This window comes from Streptomyces sp. x-80 (assembly GCF_046549095.1).
Taxonomy (GTDB): Bacteria; Actinomycetota; Actinomycetes; order Streptomycetales; family Streptomycetaceae; genus Streptomyces; species Streptomyces celluloflavus.
In genome coordinates, this window is record NZ_JAJPWM010000001.1 from 395,907 (window position 1) to 409,776 (window position 13,870).

11 protein-coding genes are annotated in these 13,870 nt (G+C 71.2%); 7 read left to right on the forward strand and 4 right to left on the reverse strand.

The window, feature by feature from the left end:
• Window positions 1–513 precede the first annotated feature (513 nt).
• The gene (locus tag ACLJWH_RS01525; RefSeq protein WP_411139682.1) at window positions 514–1,560 is read right to left on the reverse strand and encodes a LacI family DNA-binding transcriptional regulator; all 1,047 of its coding nucleotides are present in this window, start codon (window positions 1,558–1,560) and stop codon (window positions 514–516) included.
• Window positions 1,561–2,229: 669 nt separating this feature from the next.
• Here ACLJWH_RS01525 and ACLJWH_RS01530 point away from each other — a divergent pair.
• The gene (locus ACLJWH_RS01530) at window positions 2,230–3,183 is read left to right on the forward strand and encodes an NAD(P)-dependent oxidoreductase (RefSeq protein WP_411139683.1); all 954 of its coding nucleotides are present in this window, start codon (window positions 2,230–2,232) and stop codon (window positions 3,181–3,183) included.
• Window positions 3,184–3,809: 626 nt separating this feature from the next.
• On the opposite strand, the gene ACLJWH_RS01535 is transcribed toward ACLJWH_RS01530, so the two are convergent.
• Both ACLJWH_RS01535 and ACLJWH_RS01540 read right to left on the reverse strand, forming a co-directional pair.
• Complete coding sequence (locus ACLJWH_RS01535; protein WP_411139684.1) at window positions 3,810–4,502, reverse strand: response regulator; 693 nt, start codon at window positions 4,500–4,502, stop codon at window positions 3,810–3,812.
• The gene (locus tag ACLJWH_RS01540; protein ID WP_411139685.1) at window positions 4,499–6,214 is read right to left on the reverse strand and encodes an ATP-binding protein; all 1,716 of its coding nucleotides are present in this window, start codon (window positions 6,212–6,214) and stop codon (window positions 4,499–4,501) included. Before ACLJWH_RS01540 ends, ACLJWH_RS01535 begins: the two co-directional genes overlap by 4 nt.
• A 227-nt stretch (window positions 6,215–6,441) precedes the next feature.
• Here ACLJWH_RS01540 and ACLJWH_RS01545 point away from each other — a divergent pair, with 227 nt between their 5' ends.
• The 3 genes from ACLJWH_RS01545 to ACLJWH_RS01555 are packed head-to-tail and all read left to right on the forward strand — an operon-like array spanning window position 6,442 to window position 9,182.
• Window positions 6,442–7,257: an ABC transporter ATP-binding protein gene (locus ACLJWH_RS01545; protein ID WP_227046242.1), complete on the forward strand. Its 816-nt coding sequence runs from the start codon at window positions 6,442–6,444 to the stop codon at window positions 7,255–7,257.
• Complete coding sequence (locus ACLJWH_RS01550) at window positions 7,247–8,122, forward strand: ABC transporter permease (RefSeq protein WP_411139686.1); 876 nt, start codon at window positions 7,247–7,249, stop codon at window positions 8,120–8,122. The genes ACLJWH_RS01545 and ACLJWH_RS01550 overlap by 11 nt, the downstream gene beginning before the upstream one ends.
• Before the next feature lie 37 nt (window positions 8,123–8,159).
• Window positions 8,160–9,182 carry an ABC transporter substrate-binding protein gene (locus ACLJWH_RS01555; protein WP_411139687.1) on the forward strand — a complete coding sequence of 341 codons (1,023 nt, stop codon included), beginning with the start codon at window positions 8,160–8,162 and terminating at the stop codon, window positions 9,180–9,182.
• A gap of 719 nt (window positions 9,183–9,901) precedes the next feature.
• Here the strand turns inward: ACLJWH_RS01555 and ACLJWH_RS01560 are convergent.
• Window positions 9,902–10,651 (reverse strand): class I SAM-dependent methyltransferase, encoded by a 750-nt coding sequence (locus ACLJWH_RS01560; protein WP_411139688.1) that lies wholly within the window; start codon window positions 10,649–10,651, stop codon window positions 9,902–9,904.
• 81 nt (window positions 10,652–10,732) lie between these two features.
• On the opposite strand from ACLJWH_RS01560, the gene ACLJWH_RS01565 reads away from it, so the two are divergent.
• The 3 genes from ACLJWH_RS01565 to lpdA all read left to right on the forward strand — a co-directional run bounded on the left by ACLJWH_RS01565 (window position 10,733) and on the right by lpdA (window position 13,556).
• On the forward strand, window positions 10,733–11,422 hold the full coding sequence (locus ACLJWH_RS01565) for a TetR/AcrR family transcriptional regulator (protein ID WP_411139689.1): 690 nt from the start codon (window positions 10,733–10,735) through the stop codon (window positions 11,420–11,422).
• A gap of 339 nt (window positions 11,423–11,761) precedes the next feature.
• Window positions 11,762–12,097: a hypothetical protein gene (locus ACLJWH_RS01570; protein WP_411139690.1), complete on the forward strand. Its 336-nt coding sequence runs from the start codon at window positions 11,762–11,764 to the stop codon at window positions 12,095–12,097.
• 46 nt (window positions 12,098–12,143) lie between these two features.
• Window positions 12,144–13,556, forward strand: a complete 1,413-nt coding sequence (lpdA, locus tag ACLJWH_RS01575) for a dihydrolipoyl dehydrogenase (RefSeq protein ID WP_411139691.1) — start codon at window positions 12,144–12,146, stop codon at window positions 13,554–13,556.
• The last annotated feature ends 314 nt before the right edge of the window (window positions 13,557–13,870 follow it).

Here is a 13,870-nt window from a genome sequence, read left to right on the forward strand (position 1 = left end):
CGGATGCGGGCGCTTGCAGTCCACATCGGGAGAGTGACGTACGAAAACCGCCGAACGCGGGATTCCGGCTCATGAGGCGGGGACTGTGCGGGATGAGGCACCGCCGCTGCGGAGAGCGGACGAGCCGGCGCTGATCAGCGCCCCGCAACTCCGGCCGCGGGCCTCCTGGACCGAGTTCGGGCGCGCCCTGGGCGCCGCCCCGGTCACCGTCGCTCACCGCTTCGGCCGCCTGTCCGGCCGAGGTGCCGCCTGGCTGGACTTCTCACGTGGTCAGCGCCTGTCCGACGGCCCGCCCGCACGGCCTCGGGTGATGAGCACCCGCCCGCTCGGCTCCCCCCTGAGTGCCCGGCCACCGGGCCGAGCGGTGCCGTCGAGCGTACCGAGCGGGACTTCCCGAGTTCCGACTGCGCCGCGGAGACCCCGATGCCGTACGGTGCGCCGCGAGGTGACGCCACGTCAGAGGATCGCCGGTCGCGTGGTGAGCGCGCGAAGACGATCCGTGGTGCCCGGCGCTCAGCGGCCCGGTGCGGCGGTGGACCCCCGGACGACGAGGGACACCGGCAGCAGCGTCGAGCGCGGCGGCCGTCCGGGGTCGGCGATGCGGTCGAGCAGCATGCGGGCGGCCTCGGCCCCGATCACGTGATGCGGGACGTGCACGGTGGTCAGCGGTGGCCCGAGCCGGTCGAGGAAGGGCATGTCGTTGAAGCCCACCACGCTCAGTTGTTCCGGGCAGTTGATGCCGCGCTCGGCCATGACGTCGTAACAGCCCAGCGCGAGCAGGTCGTTGGCCGCGACCACGGCGGTGAACCGGGCCCCGCCGTCCAGGAGGGTGCGCAGCCCGGCCGCCCCCGCCTCCTCGCCGAAGTGGCCGGTCTCCACGATCAGCGCCGGGTCGTCGGCGAGCCCCAGATCGTGGACCGCGTGGCGGAATGCGCGGGTGCGGGCGGCGCCCGTCGAGGTGTCGGCCGGGCCGGCCAGCATGGCGATCCGGGTGTGGCCGAGACCGGCGAGGTGGCCGACGGCCAGCGTGACACCCGCCTCGTCGTCGAGTGTGACGCAGGGGATGTCGAGCCCCTGAACCCGCCGGTTGATCAGCACCATCGGCATGCCTTGGGCATGGAGCTCGGCCAGGTACGGATGGTCGAGCCGGGCGGTGGCCACGATCAGCCCCTCCACCTGGCGTGAGCGCAGCGATTCGATCCGCGCCCGCTCGCGCTCCGCGTCGTCATGCGTGTCGACGATCCACGCGTGGTACCCGGCCGGCTCCAGTTCGCTCTCGATGCCGCGGACGATGGGAGGGAAATACGGGTTGGTGAGGTCCGGGATGACCAGGCCCACGGTGTCGGTGCGGGATGTCTTCAGGCTGCGGGCGATCGGGTTGGGCCGGTAGCCGAGGTCCTTGGCCGCACGCTGGACCCGTCGCGCGGTCTCCGCGTTCACCTGCGACCGGGTGGCGGGGTTGAGCGCGCGGGACGCCGTGGCCGGGTGGACCCCGGCCGCCGCTGCGACGTCCCGCAGACGCGGCTGCGGCGGCGGCGAGGGCGTGCGGCTCGGGGGCATGGGACCGTGTCTCCTTCGTGGCGGCGTGCCGGACCCGGCAGGTGTGCGGGCCGGCGGCAGTGCCTCAACATACCCAGGGGTGAAGCAGGGCGTGTTCGGGGTGCGGCGCCGCGTCCAGCGCCGGGCCGTCCGGCCGGTAGCGGCGTCGCGGGGCGAGAACCGTACGCAGGGCACCCCACGACAGCACCGTGTAACCGGGCCGCCGGGGCGGGGCCGGGGCGGGTGCAGAGGCCCGGCCCGAGCCCCCGGTCGAGGGCGGACCCGATGCGCGCGTCGCCGGTACGGCTCAGCTGGTTGCCCGCGGTGAACCGGTACGCGATGACGTCGTCGGGACCGGTGGGCGCCGCGCCCGGCGCACCGCTGAGCAGGTCGCGGAACCGCGCGGGCGAGGAGGGGACCGGGACCTCGGTCACGGCCGGTCCGTGCTCGGCCGGCAGGCCCGGCCGGCGGGCGACCCGCAGCGGTACCGAAGGGCTGAACACGCCGATCGCCAGGTGCTGCTCCCGCATGGTGACTCCCGTCCCCCGGCTCGTCCGCCACAGGGCGGGTAAGCGCGAGCAAGCGCGATTTATGCATTCGATTGTGGTGACCATGAGCCAGTATTGACAAGGGATAGTGACCGGACCATGCTCATCGGGCTGCAAACGATTGTGATGAGAGGCGGAAACGATGAGCGATGCCCCGCTGCACCTCCGCACGGGCTGGATCGGAACCGGCCGGATGGGCCTGGCGATGGCCCGCCGGCTCGCGGACGCCGGAGTGGACCTGGCGGTCTGGAACCGGACCGCGGCCAAGGCGGCCCCACTCGCCGAGCACGGCGCCACCCTGGTGGCCGAGGCCGCCGCACTGGGGGACCGGGACGTGGTCTTCACGATGGTCTCCACCGAGCGCGACCTGGAGCAGGTGCTGCTCGGCGAGCACGGTCTGCTCACCGATCCGGCGCGGCTGCCCGGCACCGTCGTGGACTGCTCCACCGTCTCCCCGCAGGCGTCGGCCGGCCTCCGGGCCGCCTGCGCCGAACTGGGCGTGGACTTCCTCGCCGCCCCGGTCAGCGGCAACGCCGAAGTGGTGACCGCGGGGCGGCTCACGATGGTCGCCTCCGGCGACGCGACCACCTTCGCCCACGTCGCGCCCCTGCTGCGCCATATCGCGAGCTCCGTGACGTACACGGGGGAGGGCGAGGGAGCCCGGCTCGTCAAGATCGCCCACAACCTCGTCCTCGGCATCGTCACCCAGGCGATGGCCGAGACGGCCGTCCTCGCGGAGAAGGGCGGCGTCTCCCGCCGCGCTTACCTGGAGTTCCTCAACGACAGCGTGCTGGGCTCGGTGTTCACCCGCTACAAGACACCGGCCTTCGTCAACCTCGACTACACCCCGACGTTCACGCCGGTACTGCTGCGCAAGGACTTCGACCTCGGCCTGGCGGCAGGACGCGGCCTCGACGTCCCGCTGCCGCTGACCGCCGCGACCGCCCAACTGGTGCAGGCGAGCGTGAACGGCGGCCGGGCCGACGAGGACTTCGCCGTCCTGCTCGACCACCAGGCCGCCGCATCCGGCCTGGTGCTCACCCCCGAAGGCGTCCAGGTGGACGACGGGCTGAACGCCGCGGAGGAGGCGGCATGAGTGCCCGTTGCCCGCGCCGGGCCATATGGGCGTCGACCACGAGCTGCGCCTCGACTCCGACCGGCTGCGCCGGTACCGGCTCGACCGGGCACGGGCCGCACCGGACGCCGGCGGGTGCGGCGACTTCCTCCTCTTCTGCTTCTGCGGCATCCGCTACCCGACCTCCACCTGGATCGGCGGTGCGCTCGGCGACAAGATGACCCGCTACGCGCTGCTGAGCCAGGGTGGGGAACCGGTGCTCCGGGACTTCGGATCCGCCGCCCGCCACCGGAATCCCGCCCGGCACGACCTGGCCCTGCGCTCGTACCGGGAGGCCGGCCACGAGCCCGTACCGAGCCCGGAGCGCACCAACGCCCAGGAGCCCCCGGCCGCCATCGGGAACGGCAAGCCGTCCTGGACGGTGTGCTTGTCTATGCCCCGCACGCCGAGCACCTGCCGGTGCCTCGCACGCCGAGCACCTGCCGGTGCCCGGCGAGGTGTTCCGCCCGCTGCGCGCCCCCGCCCCCGGGACGCGGAGTCATTTCGCCGTACGGCCCGGCCCGCCGGAGGCCGGGCCGCGGGCACTGGCCGAGGTGTGCCGTGCCGCCGCGGAGGCGGGCCCGGGGCAGCCGGGCCGCTCGCCTCCCTCAGCTGGCCCGTGCCCAGGCGTACAGGTGCTCGGGCCGCCCCGTGTCGCCGTACTTGAGGGTCAGCCGGATACGGCCGGTACGTTCGAGGTGCTTGAGGTAGCGCTGGGCGGTGGAGCGGCTGACCCCGGCGCGCTCGGCGACCTCGTGGGCGGAGAGCGGGAGCCCGGCCTCGTCCAGGATCCGGCGGATCAGGTCGACGGTCGCCGCCGAGTGGCCCTTGGGCAGCTCGGAGTGCGGGGACCCGGGGGTCCGGAGGGCCGCGAAGATCCGGTCCACCTGCTCCTGCCCGGCCTCACCGTGCCCGCTCACGCCCTCGACGGTACGGCGCAGTGCGGCATAGCCGTCCAGCTTGGCGCGCAGCCCCGAGAACCCGAACGGCTTGACCAGGTATTGCAGCGCGCCGTACCGCATCGCGGCCTGGACGGTGGCCACGTCGCGGGCCGCCGTCACCATGATCACATCGGCGTGGTGGCCGAGCTGCCGCAGCCGCCGCACCAGGGTCAGGCCCGTCTCGTCCGGCAAGTAGTGGTCGAGCAGCACCAGATCGACCGGGGTGCGCTGCAACGTGGCCAGCGCCTGGGCCGCTGTATGGGCCCGGCCGGTGACGCGGAAGCCGGGCACCTGGGACACATACGCGGCATTGATCTCCGCAACGCGGAAGTCGTCGTCCACGACAAGGACATCGATCACGGTGACTCTCCTGAGGTCGTGAGCTGACGGGAGGGCAGGCCGGCGCGTAGCGCCGTCATCGGGGGGTGGAGGTCGGGCGACGGGAGGGCTGGGAAGGGGGCGTGGTCCCGGGCGAGCCGTTCGGGCGCGAGCGCCTCGGGCAGCACGACGGTGAAGACCGCCCCGCCGCCCGCGCGGGCGGTCACCCGGGCCATCCCGCCGTAGCGCTCGGACAGTCGGCGCACCAGGGCGAGGCCGATACCCCGGCCCCGGGAGGAGCCGGTGGCGCTCTTCGTGGACCAGCCCTCGGCGAAGATCCGCTCGCGTGTCTCGGGCGGCACCCCGGGCCCGGTGTCGCTGACCCGTACGACCGCGGTGGTGCCCTCCGCGCGGAGCTCCACCTCGACGAAGGGCTCGGCGCAGCGGCGCTCCGCGGTGGCGTCCAGTGCGTTGTCGATCAGGTTGCCCAGGACGGTCACCAGGTCGCGCGGGTCGACCACCGCGTCGGGCAGCAGCGTCGCCGGGGAGATCCGCAGCGCGACACCGCGCTCGCCGGCGATGGCCGCCTTGCCGACCAGCAGCGCGGACAGCAGCGGGTCGTGCACCCGCTCGGCGATCTGCTCCGCGGACGCCCGGTGGGCGCTGGCGACCTCCGCGACGAACTCCACCGCCATGGCGTACCGGCCCAGTTCGAGCAGTCCGCGGACCGTGTGCAGTTGATTGGCGTGCTCGTGGTCCTGGGCCCGCAGGGCGTCCAGCAGGCCCTGGGTGCTGTCGAGTTCCCGGCCCAGCAGCTCCAGCTCGGTGCGGTCGCGCAGGGTCACCACGGCTCCGCCGTCGCCGGTCGCCACACGGTTGGCGACCAGCACCCGCCCGCCGCTGACGGCCAGCAGATCGCTGCCGTCCACCCGTCCCGCCAGGACGTCCGTGGTGCGGCCCGGCGGCAGCACCTCGTCCAGGGCGCGGCCCGCGGCGCCCGCGTCGAGCCCGAGCAGTCGCCCGGCCTCGTCGTTGACCAGTCGGATCCGGCCCTTCCGGTCGAAGGCGACCACCCCCTCCCGGATGCCGTGCAGCATCGCCTCGCGCTCGTCCAGCAGCGCGGAGATGTCGGCGGTGGCGACCCCGTGCGTACGGCGGCGCAGACTGCGGGCGACCCCCACCGCGGCCAGGACGCCGACCGCGAGCGCGGCGCCCGCGTACCGCAGCAGCCCGGGGATGGCGTTCAGCAGCAGCTCGTGCACGCTGTCGTAGGCGATCCCGACCGAGACCGCGCCGACGATATCGCCGCCGGCGTCGCGCAGCGGCACCTTCGCACGGGCCGAGCGGCCCAGCGTGCCGGTGTCGATCTGCCGGACCTCCCGGCCGGCCAGGGTCTGGCCGGGGTCGGTGGAGACATGGTGGCCGATCTCGGCGGTGTTGGTGTGCGACCAGCGCACACCGTGGGTGTCCATCACCACGATGTACAGCGCCCCGGTGGACCGGCGGATCTGCTCCGCGGCGGACTGGACCGGGCCTCGCGGCGTCGGTGCGGAGGCGGCCAGATCGAGGGCCAGATCCGGGTCCGCGGCGGCGGTCTGCGCGATGGACAGCGCCCGGCGCATCGCCTGGTCGTCCAGCGCATGGCTGAACGGGGCGAGGAACAGGCCGGTGGCCAGCACCATCACCCCCGTCGTGATCGCCACCTGCGCGATCAGGACCTGTGCGAAGACGCGACGGGGCCAGTGGATCCGCATGCGGTCCCCCTTGTCTCGGCGGCCCGGCGCAGCTTTGCGGAACCGACTCTTTCTGTTGGTCTCGGATCAACGCAACGTAAGCCGCCGCGGCCCGGCTGCCCAGCCTCCGTCGAACTTTTGTTGTTCTAGCGTGAGCAAAATGGGCACAACAGGGTTTGCGCGCAGAAGGACAGCTTGCGCCCACAAGGCTGCCGCTGTGGCCCGGCTCACTCCTAGCCTCCCGCTCCATGAACAGCCACACGAGCCCCGCCATCGAGCTACGGGGAGCGAGCAAGACCTTCCGCACCCCCTCGGGCGGACTGCACACCGCCGTCCGGGACCTGGACCTGACCGTCGGCCGCGGCGAGTTCGTCGCCGTGGTCGGCCCCACCGGATGCGGTAAGTCGACGACCCTGACCCTGGTCAGCGGCTTGGAAGAGCCCACCGAGGGCGATGTCCTGGTCGCCGGTGAACCGGTCCGCGGCATCGGCGACAAGGTCGGCTTCGTCTTCCAGCAGGACGCCGTCTTCCCCTGGCGCACCGTGCTGTCCAACGTGATGGCCGGCCCGCGCTTCCGCGGCGTACCCAAGGCCGAGGCCAGGGAACGGGCCCGCGAATGGCTCGCCCGGGTCGGCCTCACCGCCTTCGAGGACCGCTACCCGCACCAGCTCTCCGGCGGCCAGCGCAAGCGCGTCGCCCTCGCCGCGACGTTCGTCAACGACCCGGAGATCCTGCTCATGGACGAGCCGTTCTCCGCGCTCGACGTCCAGACGCGGGCCCTGATGTCGGACGAGCTGCTGGACCTGTGGTCCGGAACCGGTGCCTCGGTCGTCTTCGTCACCCACGACCTCGAAGAGTCCATCGCCCTCGCCGACAAGGTCGTCGTCATGACCGCCGGCCCGGCGACCGTCAAGGAGGTCTTCGCCATCGACCTGCCGCGGCCCCGCCGGGTCGAGTCGGTGCGGCTGGAGCCGCGGTTCATCGAGATCTACCGGGAGATCTGGTCCTCGCTCGGCGAAGAGGTCCGCATCACCCGCGAAAGGGGCGCCGCCCATGCCGCCTGAGACCGCCCTCGCACCGGCCGGCGCGGCCAAGCCCGACGCCGCCGGATCCCGTACGCAGGCCAGGGCCCGAGCCGCCCGGAACCACAAGATCCTCGTCTACGGCGCCCGGATCCTGCTCCTCGTCGGGCTGCTCGGCCTCTGGGAATGGCTGGCCCGCGCCGCCGTCATCGACCCCTTCAACTTCTCGATGCCGTCGAAGATCTGGGACCAGATCACTCAGTGGGCCGTCAACGGCACCCCGCAGGGCAGCCTCGTGGAACAGGTCTGGTACACGCTCTACGAGGCACTGCTCGGCTGGGTCATCGGCGTCCTCGCCGGTGTCGTCCTCGGCATCGCGCTCGGCAGGGTCCGCTTCCTGGCCGATGTACTCGGCCCCTATATCAAGGTCCTCAACGCCTTGCCGCGGATCGTCCTCGCCCCTATCTTCCTCATCTGGTTCGGCCTCGGGCCGGCCTCGAAGGTCGCCTCCGCCGTGGTCCTGGTCTTCTTCCCGGTGTTCTTCAACGCCTTCCAGGGTGCCCGGGAGGTCGACCGCAACCTCGTCGCCAACTCCCGGATCCTCGGCGCCAGCAACCGCCAGGTCACCCTCCAGGTCGTCATCCCCTCCGCCACCTCCTGGATCTTCACCAGCCTGCACGTCAGCTTCGGCTTCGCCCTGATCGGCGCCATCGTCGGCGAGTACATCGGCGCGACGAAGGGCCTGGGCCTGCTGGTCTCCGCCTCCCAGGGCACCTTCAACGCCGCCGGTGTCTACGCGGCCATGGTCATCCTGGCCGTCGTCGCCCTGCTCGCCGAAGGGCTGCTGGCCTTCCTCGAAAAGCGGCTCTTCCGCTGGAAGCCGGACGACTCCGGCGCAGCCCGCTGAGCACCCTTCCCCTTCGCCCCCTCACAAGGACGTGACCATGCGCACCCAGCTCAAGATCTCCGCCGCCGTGGCCGCCGCGGCGCTCGCCCTCACCGGCCTGACCGCCTGCGGCGACTCCTCCTCGGGGGCGGCCGCGGACGGCAAGCTCAAGATCATGGTGGGCGGCCTCGACAAGGTCATCTACCTCCCCGCCCGGCTCACCCAGCAGCTCGGCTACTTCAAGGCAGAGGGCCTGGACGTCACCCTGCTCACCGAACCGGCCGGCGTTCAGGCCACCACCTCCCTGCTCTCCGGCGACGTCCAGGGCGTCGTCGGCTTCTACGACCACACTCTCGACCTCCAGGCGAAGAACAAGCAGGTCGAATCGGTGGTCCAACTGGCACGGACCCCCGGCGAGGTCGAGGTGGTCTCCACCAAGGCCGCCGGTGACATCACGTCCCCCAAGGACTTCAAGGGCAAGACGCTCGGCGTCACCGGTCTCGGCTCGTCCACCGACTTCCTCACCAAGTACCTGGCGGTCAAGAACGGCGTCAAGACGGAGGAGTTCCACTCGGTCGCGGTCGGCGCCGGGCAGACCTTCCTCTCCGCCCTCCAACAGGGCTCCATCCAGGGCGGAATGACCACCGACCCGACCGTGGCCCAGGTCGTCGACAAGAAGCTCGGCAAGGTGCTCGTCGACATGCGCACCCCCGAAGGCTCCCAGCAGGCACTCGGCGGCCTCTATCCCTCCTCCAGCCTCTACATGAACACGGACTGGGTGAACAGCCACAAGGACACCGTCCAGAAGCTCGCCAACGCCTTCGTCAAGACCCTCAAGTGGATGTCCACCCACACGCCCGAGGAGATCGCCGCGAAGATGCCCGCCGACTACGCGCAGGGCGGCAAGGAGCTCTACGTCAAGGCCATCAAGGACACCCTCCCGATGTTCACCAAGGACGGTGTGATGCCCGCCGACGGCCCCGCGACCGTCGAGCGCGTCCTGAAGTCCTTCAACCCCAACCTCAAGGACGCCACGATCGACCTGAAGAAGACCTACACCACCGAATTCGTCAAGAAATGACGACGGGACGGAGAGCTGCGGCGCGGACGCGGTGACACCCCTGGCAGGGCCGGGCCGGGTGGGGATCGCCGTGGGTATGCCGCGGTGACGGGTGGGGCGGGCGCCGGTCCGGACGGCGAGGAGCAACTGCGTCTCGCGGACGACCTGGGCGGACCGGCCGGTTCCGCCGAAACCCCCTGGCCCCCGTTCCCGAGGCCGCCACGCTCGCCGAGCTCCACGCGATGACCGAACGGTGGGACGAGGAGGATGACGCCCGCCGCATCCGGTCCCGGCCCCGTTCTCGTACAGCTGTGGCGCAGGACTGGGAGAACGCGGAGAACAGGGCCTCCTCGGTGCTCGGGTGCCGGAACGCCGAGCTGCCGAGGGGCCCTGTTCTCATGCCGCCACCCGGCCAGGATCAACCGGCCAGGGACCCTGTTCGATCAGAATCCGAGAGAAATACGGCTTCTCAGGTCTTCAGGTAGGCCCCAAGACATGTCCCGACCGAACACCTCCTCTCGACGCGGACTCCAGCCGGGGTACCGGACGTTCGGCCTCCGGCCGAGGGGCTCGTCCTCGATTTCGATGCAGGTGGAGCCCGTCGCGCCGTCCTCGCGCCGGTAGTCCTGGCCCGCTGCCGCGCACGTGTCGAGCGTGGCGGAAGCCTCAACAGGCGGGTACCGGCGCCGGGGTCTTCCTCAGGCACGCCGAGAAAGACCCCGCCGCTCGGCTGTGGCCGATCAGGCCAGTTCGGCGGTGATCTGCCAGAACGGCAGCAGAACTCTGCCGTGCTGGTCGACGGTCACGGTGTCGTCCCGCTCCGCGGCGCCCGATGCGGCGGGCATCAAGTCCTCCCATACCTGCCTGGTCAGACCGGTGGTGTAGTCGCGGGACTCCATGCGCCGGATCGTCCAGCCGTCGCGGAAAGCTTCGCGCAGGCTGTGTTCGTCCGTGGCGGCCGGCATCTTCAGACGAGCGGCCAACTCGCCGCGGAAGCACAGGGCGTGAAGCGTCGCACCGGGCGTGCACACCCGGCGCAGTCCGGCGAGGTACGCCCGCCGCTGATCGGTGTTCAGGCAGTGCAGCATGGCGCTGTCGACGACCGTGCGGAAGCCTCCGGGGATACCGCGAAGTTCCGTGGCGTCGGCGACCGTGAAGGTCACTGCGCTGCCGGCGGCGGTGGCCTTGGCCCGGCTGCGCTCGATCGCGGAGGGTGCGGCGTCGAAGGCGGTCACCTCATAGCCGCGGCCCGCCAGGAACAGGGCGTTGTCCCCGAGCCCACAGCCGCACTCCAGAACCGGGCCGGTGATTTCGCCCGCCGCCTCCAGCTCGACGAGCAGCGGCTGGGGAGCGTCCAGTTCCCACGGGATCAGGTCCGTCCGGTGGTCGTCCGCTCCGTAGGAGATCTCGCGCCCCTGGTACACCGCCTCGAAATCTATCGCCGGCTCCCGGCTGTCCTGGTGGTCATGCGCAGGATGCAGATCGGCCATCAACCCTCACCTCTTCTAGTAGACGGGGTCGTTCCCTAAGAGTGTAGGCAGGAAGGAACGCCACCGTCTACTGTTGAACCCATGGCAGAGAGCGCGACACCCGGCCGCCGCCGCCGAGGTGCGGAACTGGAGCACGCGATCTACGTCGCGACGCTCGACGAACTGGCCGCGAACGGCTACGGACGGCTCACCATGGAGGGCATCGCCGCCCGCGCCGGCACGGGCAAGGCCGCCCTCTACCGACGCTGGCCCGGCAAACAGCCCCTGGTTGTGGACACACTGCGCCACGCTCTGCCCCCGCTGCCCGAGCCGGACCCGCAGCACTCGGCCCGGGAAAACCTCGCCGGCGCCCTCGCCGCGTTCAGTGCTGTGCTGGCCGGCCGAACTCTCGTACCGGGCATCGAGTTCATCGTCGACCTGTTGCGCGAACCGGACCTGCGCGCCGTGTTCGCCGACGTGATCATCACGCCGCGCCTGGAGCGCATCGAAGGCATCCTGCACGAGGGCGTGCGCACCGGCGAGTTCGGCCCCGAGGCCGTGCACCCGCTGGCCGCTCGCACCGGCCCCGCTCTGATACTGCAAACCTTTCTGCTCACCGGCGAGCCACCGAGTCCGCGGGAGCTCGACCTCATCATCGACACCGTGCTCTATCGGACGGCCCCGCCAGGGGAGCGGGACGGAGGCAGGGGAACTCGCGGGCCCACCCAGGCACGGGACAAGGCGGCCCGGCAACGGGATCGTTCCGCTGGCCCCGCACAGGGCACGGTCTGAGACTTCCGGCACGCCGGGACTGCGGGGTGAGCCCGGATGCGGACCGGAAACAGACCGGAAACAGACCGGAACGACTGGTCAGGAATCGGATGGCGGTGGGGAGGGCGCGGAGTTACCACGTATTCCGGACTCGGCTCTCCTCCAGTGGATCCAGTGGATCCAGTGGATCCAGCGAAAGGCGCCTGACGGGCAGAAGCCCAGGTCGGGCGCCTTTTCTCGGACCTCGGCCGACTGCCCCCGGGTGCGAGGCGATGCCGTGCGTCCGCAGCCGAGGTTCGCGATCAGCGTCTTCCCCGTCCCCTCGGGTGGTTCGTTTCGGACAGTGTCGCGTTCGCACGTGTGGGCGCCCTGCTCATGGGCCTGCCGGCCGGGACCCCGGCCGCCTCGCTGAAGTACCCGATGAGCCTGGCCGGCGAGATGTCCGCCCTCGCCGAACGAAGACCCGTGCCCGCGGTCGAACCGGCCGGCTCCGACGCCTGCCCGGTGCTGCTGACCCAGCCCGCCGAGGACCGCCGGCGCCCCCACCGCCTGAGCCTGCCGGTCCTGTCCCGCAGCACGATGGTCCCGGTCGGGACCGGCACCCTGGACAACGCCGGCCACTACCCCGTCGAAGACCCGTGTCTGCGGCAGATGCGTGACACCATTGCCGCCTTCGTCACCAAGTACGCCACCTGACCCAGCAAGCCTGAGAACGGCAGATGAGATGGAAGAGGAACGATCCATGGCCGAGCAGGACGATCGATTCGATGTTGTCGTACTCGGCGCCGGGCCCGGCGGCTACGTCGCCGCCGTTCGCGCCGCCCAGCTGGGCCGGCGCGTCGCCGTCGTCGAGGAGAAGTACTGGGGCGGCGTCTGCCTGAACGTGGGCTGCATCCCCACCAAGGCCCTGCTGCGCAATGCGGAACTGGCCCACATCTTCACCCGGGAGGCGAAGACCTTCGGCATCAAGGTCGACGGCCAGGTCACCTTCGACTACGGCGAGGCGTTCCGCCGCAGCCGCAGGGTCGCCGACGGCCGGGTGAAGGGCGTCCACTACCTGATGAAGAAGAACAAGATCACCGAGCTGGACGGCCGCGGCACCTTCCTCGACCCGCATACCCTCCAGGTCACCGGCTACGACGGCGACATCCGGACCATCGGTTTCGAGCACTGCATCATCGCCACCGGTGCCACCCCCAAGCTGCTGCCCGGCACCAAACGCAGCGCGCGCGTGGTGACGTACGAGGAACAGATCCTCGCCGAGGACCTTCCGCAGTCGGTCATCGTCGCGGGCGCCGGAGCCATCGGCATCGAGTTCGCCTACGTGCTGCACAACTACGGCGTGAAGGTCACAGTCGTCGAGTTCCTCGACCGCATGGCACCCCTTGAGGACGCCGAGGTCTCGGCCGAACTGGCCCGCCAGTACCGCAAGCTGGGTATCGAGGTCCTCACCTCCACCCGGGTCGACGCCATCGACGAGTCCGGCCCCCAGGTCCGGGTCACCGTCACGGGCAAGGACGGTGCACAACAGATCCTTGAGGCCGACAAGGTCCTCCAGGCCATCGGCTTCGCCCCCAACATCACCGGCTACGGCCTGGAGAACACGGGCGTGGCGCTCACCGAGCGCGGCGCGATCGACGTCGACGGCCGCTGCCGCACTTCCGTCCCGCACCTCTACGCCATCGGCGACGTCACCGCCAAGCTGATGCTCGCGCACGCCGCCGAGGCCATGGGCGTCATCGCCGCCGAGACGATCGCCGCCGCCGAGACCATGGAACTCGACTACGCGATGATCCCGCGGGCCACCTACTGCCAGCCCCAGATCGCCAGCTTCGGCCACACCGAGGCCCAGGCCCGCGACCTCGGCTACGACGTCAAGGTCGCCACCTTCCCGTTCACCGCGAACGGCAAGTCCCATGGCCTCGGTGACACCACCGGCTTCGTCAAACTCATCAGCGATGCCACGCACGGCGAGCTCATCGGCGGCCACCTGATCGGGCCGGACGTCACCGAACTGCTGCCGGAGCTGACCCTGGCTCAACAGTGGGACCTCACCGTGCACGAAGTCGCCCGCAACGTGCACGCCCACCCGACCCTGGGCGAGGCCGTCAAGGAAGCCGTGCACGGCCTGGCCGGCCACATGATCAACATGTGAGCTGCCGGAACGGACAAAGGTTTCCGGTCTCCAGAAACAGCACACTGCGGAGAAGTCCGCCGCTACTCGTGCCGGGGCGCGGTGCCGACCAGGCGGTAGCCGGTCCCGCGGACGGTCCGGACCGGGTCCGGGGGACCGAGCCGCCGGCGGGGTCGGCCGATCGGCGCGTCGACCGCGTGCGATTCCGGCCGGTCCTGTCCGGCGGCGCGGCACTTGGCCAGTCGGTCACGGGATTCGACACCGCTTGCCCGCACATTGCGGCCTTGAGCGCCGGGGCGGCCGGCGCCGTGGGGGCGACGGAGACCAGGGCAGCG

What these genes read in the sequence shown, in the direction of transcription:
- ACLJWH_RS01540 (WP_411139685.1), bottom strand. Translation starts at nt 6,214, where the DNA reads ATGCGGATCCACTGGCCCCGTCGCGTCTTCGCACAGGTCCTGATCGCG.
- lpdA (WP_411139691.1), top strand. Translation starts at nt 12,144, where the DNA reads ATGGCCGAGCAGGACGATCGATTCGATGTTGTCGTACTCGGCGCCGGG.
- ACLJWH_RS01555 (WP_411139687.1), top strand. Translation starts at nt 8,160, where the DNA reads ATGCGCACCCAGCTCAAGATCTCCGCCGCCGTGGCCGCCGCGGCGCTC.
- ACLJWH_RS01550 (WP_411139686.1), top strand. Translation starts at nt 7,247, where the DNA reads ATGCCGCCTGAGACCGCCCTCGCACCGGCCGGCGCGGCCAAGCCCGAC.
- ACLJWH_RS01545 (WP_227046242.1), top strand. Translation starts at nt 6,442, where the DNA reads ATGAACAGCCACACGAGCCCCGCCATCGAGCTACGGGGAGCGAGCAAG.
- ACLJWH_RS01525 (WP_411139682.1), bottom strand. Translation starts at nt 1,560, where the DNA reads ATGCCCCCGAGCCGCACGCCCTCGCCGCCGCCGCAGCCGCGTCTGCGG.
- ACLJWH_RS01565 (WP_411139689.1), top strand. Translation starts at nt 10,733, where the DNA reads ATGGCAGAGAGCGCGACACCCGGCCGCCGCCGCCGAGGTGCGGAACTG.
- ACLJWH_RS01560 (WP_411139688.1), bottom strand. Translation starts at nt 10,651, where the DNA reads ATGGCCGATCTGCATCCTGCGCATGACCACCAGGACAGCCGGGAGCCG.
- ACLJWH_RS01530 (WP_411139683.1), top strand. Translation starts at nt 2,230, where the DNA reads ATGAGCGATGCCCCGCTGCACCTCCGCACGGGCTGGATCGGAACCGGC.